Origin of the sequence: Microbacterium sp. BR1 (genome assembly GCF_002812725.1) — a bacterium.
In the GTDB taxonomy this organism is placed as follows: domain Bacteria; phylum Actinomycetota; class Actinomycetes; order Actinomycetales; family Microbacteriaceae; genus Microbacterium.
This window is the reverse complement of sequence record NZ_NMUN01000004.1, coordinates 71,122-85,635: the sequence shown is the minus strand read 5'-3', so window position 1 is coordinate 85,635 and position 14,514 is coordinate 71,122. Positions and strand designations below refer to the sequence as shown.

Below are 14,514 nucleotides of genomic sequence, written 5' to 3'. Positions count from 1 at the left end.
CCCGTCTCAGGCGGTCTCGGCCAGTTCGAGCAGACGGCCGCCGCGACGGCGGAAGAGGGCGCCGCCGATGGCCACCCCGATCACGAAGACGCCGAGTCCGATCCCGAGGCCGAGCCCCAGCGCCAACATCGTCGCTTCCTCGGCGCCCGCCACGGATCTCCAGGTCCAGAGCAGAGCCGGAGCGCTCACGACGATGGATCCGAGCAGTACCGCTCCCTGGGCGATGACGCCCGACGAGCCCGTGCGCTGCGGCTGCCGGAAGGGATTGTCACCCGGACGCGTCACGGCGTACGGTGCGACAACGGAAGCAATGCTCGACAGCCCGAGGCCCGACAGATACAGCGAGGCGCCCGCCCCGATCATGGCCGGGAACACGTCCCAGCTGCCGTGCAGCGCGACCGAGAACACGAGCGCGATGGCCAGCACCGGCGTCGCGAAGAGCAGGATCGGCGCGAGACGTCCGACGCGATCCGCGATGCCGTGCACGTTCGATGCGACGTGCATCCACACGGCGGTCGAGTCGTACGCGACATCGTCGTGCGGCAGCCAGCCGAGGAACAGCGCCGCGAGAAGCACCGGGATGAGGATGGCGATCTCGAGCGGCACACCCGCCACGAGCAGCGGCACGATCGAGATGGCCGCCGCGACCGGCACGATGACCACGTTCATCAGATACCGACGGTCGTGCAGCCAATAGATCATGCTGCGTGCCGCGATGGCACCCCCGGGCGTGCCCGGCATGACGCCGAACCAGCCGAGCCCGGCGTGATCATGGGCGGGGGTGGAGCGGATCGCACCCGAGACCAGCCGCTGCGCCAGCCAGGCCCACGAGAGCCACAGCACGACGAGGGTGGCGACCGCGATGGCGAGCGCAACGGGCGCGTTCGCGTTCGGATCGCCGATCGCCCAGGCGGCGCCGAACGGAGTGAGCGCCAGCACCTCGGCGACCGAGCCGACGGGCGAAGCAAGAGGATCCGAGGATGTCGCGTAGTAGACGCCGACCGGCACGGCACCGACCAGGGCACCCAGCGCGAACAGGCCGACGAGCGACCTGCCGCGTCCCTCGCGGACGGCGATCGCGGCAAGAGCGAAACCCACCCGGCCGGCGAAGGTGCAGGTCAGAACCCCGAGAACGGCGCCCACGATGGCGAGTGCCGGGCTCGCACCGTGCCCCGCCCAGACGACCACGCCGCTCACGGCGAAGACGACGACGAGCGCCAGCGGAGCGCTGATGAGCGAAGCGATCGACAGTGTCGCGATGAGCCCGCGCGGGGCCAGGCCGAAGACCGCGAAGCGGCGGGGATCCAGCGGGTCGGGCGCCCCGGTCAACGCCGGTGCGAGCGCAAAGGCCAGCACGAGGGCGGATCCCGTCCACACCATGACCGTCCCGGTGCGGTCGGGCGAAGCGCCGGACAGCGACAGGATGCCGAGGCATCCGATGATTCCGAGCGCCACCAGCGCGACGAGGCCGGCGACCGCGCGCACGACGTGTGACGAATCGCCGCGCAGCGCGCCGACCAGGAGCGCTGCCCTCAGTCGGAGAACGTGTGCAACCACTCGAGACCTTCCGCATCGTCGACGCCGCCGGAGAGTTCGACGAAGCGCTGCTCGAGCGTCATCTCGCCGCGCACCTCGTCGACCGTGCCCGTTGCCAGCACCTCACCCTCGACCAGGACCGCGACCCGCGTGCACACGCGCTCGACGAGCGCCATGCCGTGGCTCGAGAGCACCACCGTTCCGCCGTGCGCGACATACGTCTCGAGGATGTCGAGGATGACCTGGGACGACGCGGGATCCAGCGATTCGAAGGGCTCATCGAGCACGAGCACGCGGGGCGAATGGATCATCGCGCCCGCCAGCATCACCTTCTTGGTCATGCCCGCCGAGTAGTCCGACACGACGCGACCGAGCGCGTCGACCAGGTCGAACGCACGCGCGAGGTCGCTGATCCGGGACTGCACGACCGAGGACGACAGTCCGCGCAGGACGCCGTAGTAATACAGCAGCTGGCGTCCGGTCAGTCGATCGAACGTCCGCAGGCGGTCCGGCAGAACCCCGATGAGTCTTTTCGCCCGCGACGGATCGGTCGCGGCGTCGACGCCGCAGACCTCGATCGTTCCGCTGTCCGGGCGCAGGAGACCGGCGATCATCGAGAGCGTCGTCGTCTTTCCGGCGCCGTTGGGCCCGACCAGACCGAAGAACGAACCCGCGGGGATCGTCAGGTCGATCGCGTCGACGGCGCGCGTGTCTCCGAACTCCTTCACGACCCCGCGGAGGGCGAGCGCCGGCGCGGCTGACCCCGTCTCGCTCTCGAGGGTCTCGGCGAGGACGTCCGGATCGACGATGGCGAGCGCCGGCGCGGCTGACCCCGTCTCGCTCTCGAGGGTCTCGGCGAGGACGTCCGGATCGACGATGGCGAGCGACTCTTCGTGGCCGATGTCTTCCCTGACGGTCTCATCCGCGATTTCTTCGACGACGGGGTCGTCGACGAAGGGCCCGTCAAGGACAGGGCCGTCAAGGACAGGGTCGTCAACGACAGGGCCGTCAACGACGGAAACATCAGCGACGGTCTGGTCTTCGGCGGGATCGTCTTCGTGAGGCTCTTCGACAGCGGTGTCGTCAACCACGGTGACGGATGCTCCGTTCTCCGCGATCGCGGGCTGCTCGTCGTCCGCGGAATCTCCGGCCGGAGCCGCGTCAGCCTCGGGCTCCGGAAGGAAAAGCGGAGGGAGGGGCGGACGGGGAGGAAGCGCGGCCTTCCCGTCGGACGGCGCCTCGATGTCGACCGCTCCCTCGGGCGACTCCCCAGGAGCAGCCGCCGGGAGAGGCGGAGGCGGGCCGGGGACGGCCACGGGAGGCGTCCGCGTCGCAGCGCTCGGGGCGTTCTTCGCGGTGCGGGGCGCGGCGGGCTTGCGGGGCGTCGACGCGGCGGTTCGCGACACTGCGGCCTTACGGGGCGCTCGCGGAGTCGTCGGCTTGGCCGTGGGGCGCGGCGGCTTCGGCGGTACGTCGGTGACCGCAGCATCCGGTCCCTCCGGCGACTCCCGGGGTGACGCGGAATCGCCGGCCCCCGCGGTCGGACGCTGTGGGCGCGGGGCGCGGGGCGCGCGAGGTCGCGGCGGCGCCTTGGGCGGTGCGGTGGGGGCTCGCTGAGGCTCGGCGGGGGAAGTCGCGGACTCGTCGGAAGGATCCCGCGGGTCAGGCGTCGGAGCGGTCACCGCCCCAACGTATCAACCAACCGGACCGAGACCCGGGGGACGTGCCGGGCATTCACAGGCAACGGTGATCCGCATCACGAAAAGACAACGACGGCAATGCGGTCCTGCGGCTTCCCAGGGTCGATCTGTAGCATGGCCGAAGCACAAAGGCGTGTCGCGCACCTGAATCGACGGTGAACGCACACGAACTTCTGGAGCATCATGAGCCTACGAATTGTCATCCTCGCAGCCGGTATGGGGTCGCGACTCGGTCGCGCCCTGCCCAAGCCGCTCACCGAACTGAGCGACGGCCGGTCGATCATGCGTCAGCAGCACGACAACGTTCGGAGTGCATTCGGCGATGACGCCCGCATCACGACGGTCGTCGGCTACCGCGCCGAGACCATCGTCGAGGCTTTCCCCGACGTCGACTACGTCTACAACGACCGCTACGACCAGACGAACACGTCCAAGTCGCTGCTGCGTGCGCTCGAGAAGACCGGTCGCGGCGGCGTGCTCTGGATGAACGGCGATGTCGTCTTCGACCCGCGCGTGCTCGGTCGCGCGATCGAACTCATCGAGCGCGACCAGTCCTTCGTGTCCGTCAACACCGCAAAGGTCAGCGACGAAGAGGTCAAGTACACCGTCACGGCCGAGGGCTACATCAAGGAGCTCTCGAAGACGGTTCGGGGCGGCATCGGCGAGGCCGTGGGCATCAACTACATCTCCGCGGCCGACAAGAAGGCATTCGTCCACCAGCTGGGACGAGTCGACGACCAGGACTACTTCGAACGCGGCCTCGAGTTCGCGATCATCGAGAACGGGCTTCTCGTCGAGCCCCTCGACATCTCCGACCTGTACGCCGTCGAGGTGGACTTCGCCGAAGACCTCGAGCGCGCCAACCTGTTCGTCTGACCGGCGCGCATCCAGCGCGTCCTCAGCCCCCGCGGATAGGCTCGCGCGGATGGCCGACAAGGTACACAGGATCCACTCCCTGCCGGGCGACGCGCCCTGGCAAGGGGGTCTTCCGCCCGTGGGTTCGGAAGAGCACCCCCGCATCGTCCGCGCCCTCGACCGTGTTCTGGCGATTCAGCGCCCGCTCGTCGTTGCACACATCCGCAGCATCCGGCTGAGGCATCCGAATGCCGCGACCGCTGACATCGTGCGCATGCTGGAACGCCGCTATCTCGCCGCCGTCACCACGGGCGGAGCGGCCGTCGGCGCCACCGCCGTCGTCCCGGGAATCGGCACCGGAGTGACGCTCGCACTGTCGGGTGTCGAGACGATCGGATTCCTCGAGTCGACCACGCTGTTCGCGCAGTCGGTGGCCGAGGTCCACGGCATCGCGATCGAGGACCCCGATCGTGCCCGCGCGCTGGTGCTCACCCTCATGCTCGGCAAAGAAGGCGTCGACCTGGTCGCCCAGCTCGCGGGTCAAGCCGCGGGCAAGGGCGCGGCACGCCCGGCCTACTGGGGGGAACTCGTCACCAAGACCCTGCCGCGCGCCGCCGTCGGCCCCCTCGTCGATCGACTGAAGACCGTGTTCGTCCACCAGTTCGCGGCGAAGGCCGGGGCATCGTGGGTCGGCAAGGCGCTGCCCTTCGGAATCGGGGCGGCCGTGGGCGGCGCGGGCAACAACATCCTGGGGCGTCGCGTGCTCGTCGGTTCGCGCCGGGCCTTCGGCGTCCCTCCCCTCGAGCTGCCGGCGGATCTCGAGCCGAAGCCGGGCGCCCGGCGCGTCGAGCACTCGACGATCGTCGGCGCGTCACGTCTCGGCGGCGCGGTCGCGGGTGCCGTGAGCGGGGTCGTGGGAAGCGCCGCACGCGGCGCCGGGTCGGCCGGCCGCAGGGTTGCGGGCACCGTCGGCCGCATCATGCCCCGACCGAACAAGGCCATCGACGAGAAGAAGTCGGCGCCCGATGGCGCACTCCCGGGAGCGGACACAGGCACAGGCCCACGCACAGGCACAGGCACTGACTCGCCCGCAGGCACAGGCACAGGTACAGGCCCACACTCGCCCGCAGACACAGGCACACCCGCAAATACAGGTACAGGCACAGGCTCGCCCGCAGACACAGGCTCGCGCGCGGACCCAGGCGCGTAGGCGTAAGCCCGCGCATCCATCCTCCCCCGCGCCCGTCGCGGAACGCTGTCCACCGACACTCGTCGGCTCGCGCTGATCCGTGCCCGCGCTGTCCGCGCTCGACCCTAACGTGCCTCGCATGCTGACACCCCTGATCCCCCGTGGCGCCCGGTCCCGAGAGCGCGCCTACCTCGTGCCCTGGCACGTCGAGCGACTGCACGACAGCCACAGCCTCGTCTCAAATGCCGGTGCGACGCCGCTCGACGTCGTGCGGGTATTCGTCCATATCGGATCCGATCACGGCGGCGCCAGACGCATCGAAACCCACCTGTGGGGAGGCATGATGCCCGGTGAAAGCGCCGAACTCTGCCTCTGCGCACTCGACCCGGACGACTGCATCGTCACGGTCGCGTGGTTCCGACCTCACGACGGGCGCGAGTACGTCTGGCGGTACGCCCCCTGAGCGCGCCGGCACGGCGCGGGTCAGTCGTCGAGTTCGGCCTCGTCGACGTCCTCAGGATCGCCGGCGGCGACGGAGCGGGCGTGCCAGGTCTCCCAGTCATCCATGAGTCGCGCGATAGCCGCGCGGAACGTTGCGGTCGGCGCTCCGGGACTCACATCCCCGAAGTAGTGCTCGACCCAATATCCGAGCCGCGCGGCGACGTCCGGGTCGCCCGCGACGCGCTCGAGCTCGGTCACGAACCCGGCCGGGGCGTCGGCGTGCAACCACTCGCAGGCCGCGAGATAGCCGCCGGTGTCGACGGATGCCTCGGGGTCGACCGGCCTCGTGATCAGCAGTGGGCGGCCGGCGGCCAAGCGGTCATAGACCATCGCCGAGATGTCGACGACCGCGATGTCGGCAGCCGACAGCTGCCAGCCGAGTTCGGGCCGATCGTCGTAGACGTGGTGCGCGCCGGCATCCCGCGCGTTGGCGGCCGCGATCGCCGCGATGATGCGCCGGTTCGCCGCGCCGTACTCCGGATCGATGACGCCGCTCCGCGGGTGCGGCCGGTAGATCACGCGGTGACGACCTGTGGCGAGAAGCTCCGAGACGAGGCGTTCGCCGTGGGTGCGGATCGAACCGTAATGGGCCGACGGCCGATCGCCCTCCCATGTCGGCGCGTACAGCACGACGGCGCGATCGTCCGGCGCGTAGGGCAGCTCGCCGGAGTAGTAGTCGGCCTGCGGACGACCGATCGGGACGGTACGCCGGTCGAAGTCGTAGTCCCAGAGAACCCGCGACAACCTCTCGCGCGCCGCGGTGCCCGCGATGAAGGCGTAGTCGTACGCCTTGAACTGGTTCGTCGTCATGTACATCTTGTCGGACTCGCCGTGGTTGATGAACACGTGCCAGCGGTGCCCGTATCGGAACATCTGGAAGTTGCGGGTGTTCTGGTTGACGTAGAGCACGATGCGGATGTCCTGGCCGACCACGAACTCCTCGAGCTTGCGCACGGAGGGCACGTACGCGACGGGCAGCGCACCGTCGGCGAGGATCGCCCGTGCCCCGGTCGCGGACCGCGACAGCACGACGACCGGCCAGGTGGACGCCAGCTCGGCGAGCGGACGGTACCACTGCCTGATCTGGTACATGTTCACATCGCCGTCGGCGAAGTAGACCGCGATGCGGAAGTGATGCGGCGGGTGCGGCGGCGCCTTTTCGATCTCGTGCACGACCGCCCGATGGGCCGTCCGATTCGCCAGGGCGCGTCGCGCCAATGCGGCGAGCTTGCGACCATCCGAAACGAGACCCATCCGTCCACCCTACCCAGCGGGTACTCGGGTCCACGGCGGGCCTCATGACATGATCGACGGGTGCATCAGGACGAACGCGGAGTGGTCGAGAGGACGGATCGAGACGCGTCGGCCGTCCCAGCGGGCTCCGGTGTGTCGTTCGTGATGCCGGTGCTGAACGAACGCCGTTATCTCGAGCGTGCCGTGCAGACCGTGCTCGACCAGGATGTCGACGGGCCGACCGAGCTGGTTCTCGCGCTGGGGCCGTCGACCGATGGAACGACCGAGCTCGCCCGAGAGCTGGCCGCGCGCGACGCCCGCATCACCCTCGTCGACAACCCCGCCGCCGACATCCCGATCGGGCTGAACGCCGCGATCCGCGCGAGCACCCTACCGACCGTCGTCCGCGTCGATGCGCACTCCGAGCTCGCGCCCGATTACACGCGCCGGGCCCTGGAGACACTCGAGCGCACGCGTGCCGCGAATGTCGGAGGCGTGATGCACGCCTCCGGGCGGACCCCGTTCCAGCGTGCGGTCGCGCGCGCCTACAACTCCCCCATCGGCCTCGGGGGCGGTGCGTATCACGGCGGAACCCGCGAGGGTGAGGCCGAGTCCGCGTACCTCGGCGTGCTGCGCCGGTCGGTGCTCGACGAGGTGGGGTTGTTCGATGAGAGCATCCGACGCGGCGAGGACTGGGAACTGAACCTGCGGATCCGAGCGGCCGGGTACCGCGTCTGGTTCGACCCGACGCTCGCTGTGACGTACTGGCCGCGCGAGAGCTGGGTGCGGCTCGCCCGGCAGTTCCGGGCGACCGGCGCGTGGCGCGGCGAGCTGGTCCGGCGCTACGGCAGGCGCAACTCACTGCGTTTCTTCGCGCCCCCGGTGCTCGTGATCGACGTCGCGCTCAGCATCGTCGTCGCCGTACTGCAGGTCACGGGTGTCCTGAGCGGGTGGCCGGGCCTCATCGCATCCGCCGTATACGTGCCAGTCGCCGCGTACGCGGTGCTCATCGTCGCGGTTGCGGTGGGGCGCGGCGGAGGAAAAGGATGGCGCGACAAGCTGTGGACGCTCGCCGTGTTGCCCACCATGCACCTGGCCTGGGGATTCGGCTTCATCGTCGGTCTCGTGCGGGGCGCGCACGAGACGGTCGACACCTCGCGTCTCGGCGACCGCAACACTCCGCTGCCCTAGCTGTTCTGACCTCGACCGTTGTTGATTCGGTCGAGGTCAGCACACCTAGCGCATGCTGCTACACCCGTTCCGAGGCAGGCAGGGCACAGCCCGGTCGCAGCGGGTCGCTTCGGCAGACCCGGTGATCCGGGCGCGGCACCTGGTCGCCGAGACGGGCTCAGTGACCGGGCATGGCACAGCGGGTCACTCCGACGGGCGCAGCGCCCCATGCCTAGAAGGGTGGTGGGTCGGTGTTGGGGGTGAAGTGGACGGCGGGTGGGGGTTTGTCGATGTAGACGTGCCCACCCGGTGAGGTCCATCGAGGACTCCGCCGCCGAGTTGTCGGACGGTCCAGCCTGTTTCGCCTTTCAGGGTGTGGTGTCTCTTGCAGAGGCACGCGAGGTTGCAGGCATCCGTGGGCCCACCCAATGCGTAGTCGTGGGTGTGGTCGCGGTCGCACCGGTGGGCGGGTTGCCGGCACCCGGGGAACCGGCAGTGCTGATCCCTAGCGCGCAGGAACCGTTTCATGTCCGCCGACGGTGTGTATCGGTCGACCGCGAGAACACACCCGGTGATCGGGTCGGCGAGGACCCGTTCCCACCCCGTCGCGTGGCCAGCGAGTTGCCGGGCGGTGGCGGGGTCGATCGGGCACCGCCCGGCCAGCCCCGCGGGCTCATCGGTCACTCCGGCCAACGCGAGAGCGGGAACGGTGACGTTCACGATCCCCCGGATCGCACCCAACCCGCCGAAGCCGTCCGACAGTCCGGCACCGGTTTCGACGGTCGGCGTGGTGGTGAGCAGCATGTCCGCGACCAGGTCCGCACGAATCTGATCCACCGTCCTCACATCACCCGGGTCGGCGTTCTTGATCGCCTTTGCTTGTTGTGTGATCCGGTCGTGCATCGCATGCGCCAACACCGCGGGCTGCACAGAGGTGAACTCCGCCATCCCGTCCCCGAGGTCCCGCACACACGCACCCCGCGACGCACGCGCCTCCCGGTGACGCTCCGCCAACGACCTCGGCTGCAACGACTCCGCCAATCGCGCCAACGCCGACCCGAGCCGCCCCGGTGTCGTCCCCTCCGCCCGGGCCAACGCCGCAGCCTCGAACTCCGACCGCGCCTCCGCATCCACAAGCGGCAGTCCGTGTTCCATGATCACCGCAACATGCCCCGCACCGATACGCCCCGCATCCCACGCGTCGAACGTCGCGGGAAACGCCTCGGCCAACACCGCGGCATCGTTCATGCGGCGCTGCACCGTCCGGTCCGACATGTTCGCCGCGACACCCAACTCCGCCGCCAACGCCCGCACCGGCAACTCCGCCTCACGCGACGAGACCGACACCAACTCCGCAACCCGCCGCATCCCGAGGTCCGCCGCATCCGCCAACACCCGCGCCTGCGCCGCCTGCGCCCGCGCCACCGCCCGGGACGCCTCCGCGAACCGCACCGCCAGGTCACGCGCGGCACATCAACATCCTCATCGGATGCGACACGCATGTTCGAATGCATGTTCGAAACTCTACGGACGACCACCGACATCCGACGCCCGAAAAGCACCGAAATCACGCCAAGACCGAGCGCGAAAGATGAGAGTTCCCACATCTGACGATGCCCAAGCATCGCGGCTGCTCAGCCCCGGTCGACGAAGCCCTGGTCGAGAATCCGGGCGACGACCCGCTCTGCAGCGCGCCCGTCCTCCCGGGCGGTGAACTTCCGCCGCCACGCCCCGTAACGCGTCGCATAGGTCGAGGTCGTCGACGGGTCCTCGATCGCCCCGACGAGATCGTCGAAGGTGCGGACGACCGGTCCCGGCGCGTGCGCCTCGAGATCGAAATAGAACCCGCGCAGCTCCCCGCGGAAGTGCTCGAGGTCGGGCACGAAGAAGTACATCGGCTTCGCCGTGACCGCGAAGTCGAACATCAGCGACGAGTAGTCGGTGATCAGGGCATCGGCCGCGAGCAGCAAGCGCGAGACATCCGGATACCGCGTGACGTCGATGACCCGCGTCCCGGCGGCGTCGCGCCCCGCCTGAATGGTCCGCGAGTGGCCGCGCACCAGGACGAACGCGCCCGTGCGGCGCGCCAGCTCGGCGGGATCGAAGAAGTCGACCATCTGCTCACGGTCATCGCGCCAGGTGGGGGCATAGAGCAGCACGCGTTCGCCTTCCGCGATGCCGAGCTGCGCCCGGACGGCCGCCCCGTCACCCGTCGTGAGGACGTCGTTGCGGGGGTACCCCTCGACCCACACCGGACGGGTGAGAAAGGCATAGGCCTTCCTCATGATGTTCTCGCTGTAGGGATTCGGGGCCAGGAGCACGTTCCAGCGCCGTGACTCCCGCACGACAGCCACGGCGCGACGGGGGTCGAAGCCGGGCCGGTGCAAAGCCAGGCGCTTCAACGGCGTACCGTGCCACGTCTGCAGGACGTGCTGTCCGGGGCGTCGCGCGTAGGCTCGGCGCAACCAGTCGTTGACGACGAGCAGACGTGCCGAGCCGCGGGTACGCCACCACTCGGGGCTGCCCTCGACGACCGGAATCGCCCCGTCGGGTACGGCTACCGAGAGATCGACAACGCTCCAGTACCGGACCACCCCCGGTGCGACACGAGCGAGCTCACGATCAATCGCGAGCGGGTTGCAGCTCGCCGAGCGCCCGTAGAAGCTCTCGAAGAACACCGCATTCTCGAGCGGGGCGGTACGTCCGACGTACCTGCGCGCGAGCGCGTCCTGTCCGGCCCCGGAGTCGTAGGCGGGGTCGACCGGCGGGCCGATCACGAGCGCCCCCTGCTCGCCGTCGAGGGTCGCGCGCAGGCCCGTCAGGATCTCGAGCGGCAGCGAATCCACCACGAGGGAGTCGTCCGCGGCGTCGGGGGTCGCGCGGATGCGAAGGCCATACGTGCCGCTCGGCAGCGGGAGCTCGGGACCGCCCCACCGGGCAGTCGTGAGGCGAATCCGGGCCTTCCAGGTCTTGCCGCCGCCCGTCACGACCGCGTCGACGCGCGCTCGGGGCCCCTCCAGCCACACCGCATCGGGCCGGGGTCCGGTGCCCTGCACGAGCAGTTCGTCGGTTTCGTCGCTCGTGAATCGCGCGGAGGTCATGCTGTGCTCTCTCGGTGCTCGGGGACCCGGCCTCGCAGGCGGGCCCCGTTCAGGATCGCACGGTAGACCCGCGCGGTGTTCTTGCCGTCCCGGTAGCTGTGCATGCGCTCGCTGAGCGCCAGCGAGCGCTCGATGCGCTCGTCGCGCGCTCGCGGGTCGGTGAGGACCGCGTCCAGTTGGTCGATCGTGTCGTCCCACGTGACGCCGGCATCGGGGCCCGCGACATCCGTGAATCGACCGTAGAATCCGCGTCGACGCCCGTACGCATCCACATCGGGTGCGAGATACAGCACCGGAAGAGGGACGAGCGAGGCATCGAACGCCATCGACGAGTAATCCGTGATGAGCGCGGTGAGAGCGGGCAACACGGGCGTCGCGTCGCGCAACCGGGCACTGCCGAGCGGATGCACCCGGTCGGTCTCGAACGGCGGTTCGTAGTCGCCCGCCCCGAGGGGGTGGGAACGCACGAGCAGCACGGCATCGCGAGTCTCCAGCGTCTCGACCAGACGGTGCCACTGGGCGGGTGTCGGGATGGCGGGGTCGGGCTCGCCATCACGCCACGTCGGGGCGTACAGCACGAGGCGGGAGCCCCCGAGAGATGTCAGGCCCGCCCCGGCGAGGGCGTCACGGGCGCGCTCGCGACGCTCATCCGGCGTTCCCGCCGAGAGCACATCGACACGCGGCTCGCCGGTGACGGGTACACGCGAGTCGTTCAGGCCGAAGGCGGACTCCAGCCGCCCACGTACGAGCGGGGACGCCGCCGGCAGCAGGTCGATCTGGCGCGCCGTGGCGCGGTACATCGTTCCGAGCGCGCGACGCAGCAGGCGCGATCCGGGAAGGATGCTGCTGCGGAGCGTCTCGGGAGAGTCGAGGCCGATGCGCTTGAGCGGAATCCCGTGCCAGAGCTGGGCGACGAACGCGCCCGACACCGCGTAGCGGTTGACGTCTCCGAACCCGTGTGTGACGACCACCACACGGGCGCGCGCCGTGCGCCAGAATCCGCGCCACGACATCCGCCTGGCGTGCGGGATGCCGAGGGCCGAGGCATCCGCGGCCTCACGATCCGATCCCGTGAGCCACACCGCCGGACGTCCGTCCGCCGCGACCCGGTGCCAGAGTGCGAGGGCCCCGTCACCGATACCCGCTCCGCAGCCGAAGACCCACTCGTCCCGCGAACGGGGAACGACGAGCGTCGCGAGCCGACCGGCCAGATACAGGGGGATGCGAGCGAGCTTGGCTGCGTTGCCGGCACCGAACGAGAAGGACGCCACGATCCCCTTTCCGCAGGCGAGCCTACCCGGTGGCCCCCGCGGAGCGGAGGATCGACGAGCAGAGCACAGCGCGACGCCCCCGACACCTCTTCACGACAGAGGGTGCCAGGGGCGTCGCGTGCTCAGTGCGCGTGCTCAGTGCTCGTTCACCCGAGTGAACCCAGGGTCACGTCCACGCTCTGCGTCTTGCCGTCGCGGACGAACGTCACGCTCGCGTCGCTTCCGGCCGCAGCCGCACGCACCTGCGCGGTCAGGTCCACCGCACTCGCGATCGGCACGCCGTTGAACGCCGTGACGATGTCGCCCTTCTTCATGCCCGCCGATGCGGCCGCGCCGCCATCGGTCACGCCGTCGATGTACGCGCCCGAGATCGCGGCGCCCTCGACCGAACTCGCCGGAAGGACCGTGGCCCCGAGCAGTCCGTGTGTGGCCTTGCCGTCCGCGATGATCTCGCCGGTCACCCGCTCGACGACGTTCGACGGGATCGAGAAGCCGACACCGATCGAACCCGCCTGCCCCGAGGCGGATCCTGCGGATGCGATCGCCACGTTGATGCCGATGAGTTTGCCTTCGCCGTCGACGAGCGCGCCGCCCGAGTTGCCGGGATTGATCGCCGCGTCGGTCTGGATGACCGCGATGCTGATCTTGCCCGCCGAGCGCCCCTGCTGACCCTGCTGGCCCGGGATGTCGAACTGGAACGGGCCCTGCTGGCCCGGTCCCTGCTCGTCGCCCTGCTCGTCCTCGTCCGCGCCGCCGCCCTTCGGAGCCGCGGACGAAGCGATCTCGATGCTCCGGTTCAGCGCACTCACGATTCCGGTCGTGACGGTGTTCGAGAGCCCCAGAGGAGCACCGATCGCAACCGTCGCGTCACCCACGTTCAGGTCGGACGAATCGGCGAACTCGATCGGGGTCAGCCCCGAAGCATCCTTCAGCTTGATGACGGCGAGGTCGTAGGTGGGATCCGTGCCGACGATCTCGGCGTCGTAGATCTTGCCGTCCGACGTCGTCACCCGGACGGTCGCGTCACCCGTCGCACCATCGAGGGTGACGACGTGCGTGTTCGTCGCCACGTAGCCGTCCTTGCTCAGGATGACACCGGAGCCGCTGCCGCCGGACCCGCCGCCCGACACCTGAATCGTGACGACGCTCGGCAGCACCTTGGCCGAGATCGCGGTCGTGGCGTTGACCTTGTCGGGGTTGTTGACGGTGACGGCCGAGCCGCCCTGAACGACCGTGGTCGAGGGCGCAGCCCACAGTTGCGTGCCGGCGTACGCGCCGCCGAGGCCCGCGGCCCCGCCGACGAGCGCCGCGGCGACGATGAAGCCCGCGACGCGGGCCGCCCCGGACTTCTTCTGCGCGGGCTGGGGGGCCGCAGCGACGGGCGCGGGACCGAGCGGAAGCGTGGGCTGGCTGCCGGTCGGGTGGGCGCCATAGGCCGCCGTTGCTGCCGGGCCGAAGGCCTGTCCGCCGGCGGGGGCGCCGACGTAGGCGGGCGCACCGGTCGGCGCTCCGGGGCTGTAGGGCTGCTGCGCACCCGGGAGCGGCGGCACGGGCGGATAGCCGTTGTGCGCGGACGCTGCGGGCGGAGTGTGCGGGGGCGCTGATGCCGTCTGCTCCTGCGGGGGCGCTGCGTCGTTCACCGGTGTCGCGTCGTTCACCGGTGTCGCGTCGTTCACCGGTGTCGCGTCGTTCGCGGGCATAGCGTCGTTCGCGGGCACAGCGTCGTTCGCGGGCACAGCGTCGTTGGTCGGCGCTGCCCCATTGCTGGGCGTTGCGTCGCCGTTCGGCTGCGCGGCGTCGTCGGTGGGGCTGGTGCCCTGGGTGTCGGTCATCGGTGCTCCTTCGTCCAAATCCCCTTCACTGTGCTCCCGCATCCTGTGCGTTGCTTATGACGCCACCGCATTTCGGCTATGCGAACGTGCTGGCCTAGCCTGGAGGGCGGCGCCCGCACACGGCGT

General features: G+C 70.0%; 11 protein-coding genes. 4 read left to right on the top strand and 7 right to left on the bottom strand.

Annotated elements, in window-relative coordinates; all coding sequences use genetic code 11:
- Nucleotides 1-6 precede the first annotated feature (6 nt).
- Nucleotides 7-1,557 (bottom strand): hypothetical protein, encoded by a 1,551-nt coding sequence (locus CGU35_RS04660; protein WP_100810463.1) that lies wholly within the window; start codon nucleotides 1,555-1,557, stop codon nucleotides 7-9.
- Complete coding sequence (locus CGU35_RS04655; RefSeq protein WP_232711151.1) at nucleotides 1,533-2,627, bottom strand: ABC transporter ATP-binding protein; 1,095 nt, start codon at nucleotides 2,625-2,627, stop codon at nucleotides 1,533-1,535. The genes CGU35_RS04660 and CGU35_RS04655 overlap by 25 nt, the downstream gene beginning before the upstream one ends.
- A 792-nt stretch (nucleotides 2,628-3,419) precedes the next feature.
- On the opposite strand from CGU35_RS04655, the gene CGU35_RS04650 reads away from it, so the two are divergent.
- The 3 genes from CGU35_RS04650 to CGU35_RS04640 all read left to right on the top strand — a co-directional run bounded on the left by CGU35_RS04650 (nucleotide 3,420) and on the right by CGU35_RS04640 (nucleotide 5,743).
- The gene (locus CGU35_RS04650; protein WP_100810461.1) at nucleotides 3,420-4,112 is read left to right on the top strand and encodes a phosphocholine cytidylyltransferase family protein; all 693 of its coding nucleotides are present in this window, start codon (nucleotides 3,420-3,422) and stop codon (nucleotides 4,110-4,112) included.
- Nucleotides 4,113-4,161: 49 nt separating this feature from the next.
- A complete protein-coding gene (locus CGU35_RS04645; RefSeq protein WP_232711150.1) occupies nucleotides 4,162-5,301 on the top strand; it encodes a hypothetical protein in 1,140 nt (379 codons plus the stop codon).
- Nucleotides 5,302-5,419: 118 nt separating this feature from the next.
- On the top strand, nucleotides 5,420-5,743 hold the full coding sequence (locus CGU35_RS04640; RefSeq protein WP_100811276.1) for a hypothetical protein: 324 nt from the start codon (nucleotides 5,420-5,422) through the stop codon (nucleotides 5,741-5,743).
- A 20-nt stretch (nucleotides 5,744-5,763) separates the two neighbouring features.
- Here CGU35_RS04640 and CGU35_RS04635 read toward each other — a convergent pair whose 3' ends face one another.
- Nucleotides 5,764-7,035, bottom strand: coding sequence for a CDP-glycerol glycerophosphotransferase family protein (locus tag CGU35_RS04635; RefSeq protein WP_100810460.1), 1,272 nt, complete (start codon nucleotides 7,033-7,035; stop codon nucleotides 5,764-5,766).
- A 144-nt stretch (nucleotides 7,036-7,179) separates the two neighbouring features.
- Between CGU35_RS04635 and CGU35_RS04630 the strand changes: the two genes are divergently transcribed.
- Entirely contained in the window at nucleotides 7,180-8,205 is a 1,026-nt protein-coding gene (locus tag CGU35_RS04630; protein WP_100811275.1) for a glycosyltransferase, read from the top strand.
- Nucleotides 8,206-8,388: 183 nt separating this feature from the next.
- On the opposite strand, the gene CGU35_RS04625 is transcribed toward CGU35_RS04630, so the two are convergent.
- From CGU35_RS04625 to CGU35_RS04610, 4 genes are all read right to left on the bottom strand, one after another.
- A complete protein-coding gene (locus CGU35_RS04625; RefSeq protein ID WP_157813890.1) occupies nucleotides 8,389-9,609 on the bottom strand; it encodes an HNH endonuclease signature motif containing protein in 1,221 nt (406 codons plus the stop codon).
- A gap of 209 nt (nucleotides 9,610-9,818) precedes the next feature.
- On the bottom strand, nucleotides 9,819-11,285 hold the full coding sequence (locus CGU35_RS04620) for a CDP-glycerol glycerophosphotransferase family protein (protein WP_100810458.1): 1,467 nt from the start codon (nucleotides 11,283-11,285) through the stop codon (nucleotides 9,819-9,821).
- Nucleotides 11,282-12,556, bottom strand: coding sequence for a CDP-glycerol glycerophosphotransferase family protein (locus tag CGU35_RS04615; RefSeq protein WP_100810457.1), 1,275 nt, complete (start codon nucleotides 12,554-12,556; stop codon nucleotides 11,282-11,284). The genes CGU35_RS04620 and CGU35_RS04615 overlap by 4 nt, the downstream gene beginning before the upstream one ends.
- A gap of 146 nt (nucleotides 12,557-12,702) precedes the next feature.
- Nucleotides 12,703-14,388 carry a S1C family serine protease gene (locus tag CGU35_RS04610; RefSeq protein ID WP_100810456.1) on the bottom strand — a complete coding sequence of 562 codons (1,686 nt, stop codon included), beginning with the start codon at nucleotides 14,386-14,388 and terminating at the stop codon, nucleotides 12,703-12,705.
- Nucleotides 14,389-14,514: the final 126 nt, after the last annotated feature.

What these genes read in the sequence shown, in the direction of transcription:
- CGU35_RS04650 (WP_100810461.1), top strand. Translation starts at nt 3,420, where the DNA reads ATGAGCCTACGAATTGTCATCCTCGCAGCCGGTATGGGGTCGCGACTC.
- CGU35_RS04645 (WP_232711150.1), top strand. Translation starts at nt 4,162, where the DNA reads ATGGCCGACAAGGTACACAGGATCCACTCCCTGCCGGGCGACGCGCCC.
- CGU35_RS04610 (WP_100810456.1), bottom strand. Translation starts at nt 14,388, where the DNA reads ATGACCGACACCCAGGGCACCAGCCCCACCGACGACGCCGCGCAGCCG.
- CGU35_RS04640 (WP_100811276.1), top strand. Translation starts at nt 5,420, where the DNA reads ATGCTGACACCCCTGATCCCCCGTGGCGCCCGGTCCCGAGAGCGCGCC.
- CGU35_RS04635 (WP_100810460.1), bottom strand. Translation starts at nt 7,035, where the DNA reads ATGGGTCTCGTTTCGGATGGTCGCAAGCTCGCCGCATTGGCGCGACGC.
- CGU35_RS04620 (WP_100810458.1), bottom strand. Translation starts at nt 11,285, where the DNA reads ATGACCTCCGCGCGATTCACGAGCGACGAAACCGACGAACTGCTCGTG.
- CGU35_RS04630 (WP_100811275.1), top strand. Translation starts at nt 7,180, where the DNA reads ATGCCGGTGCTGAACGAACGCCGTTATCTCGAGCGTGCCGTGCAGACC.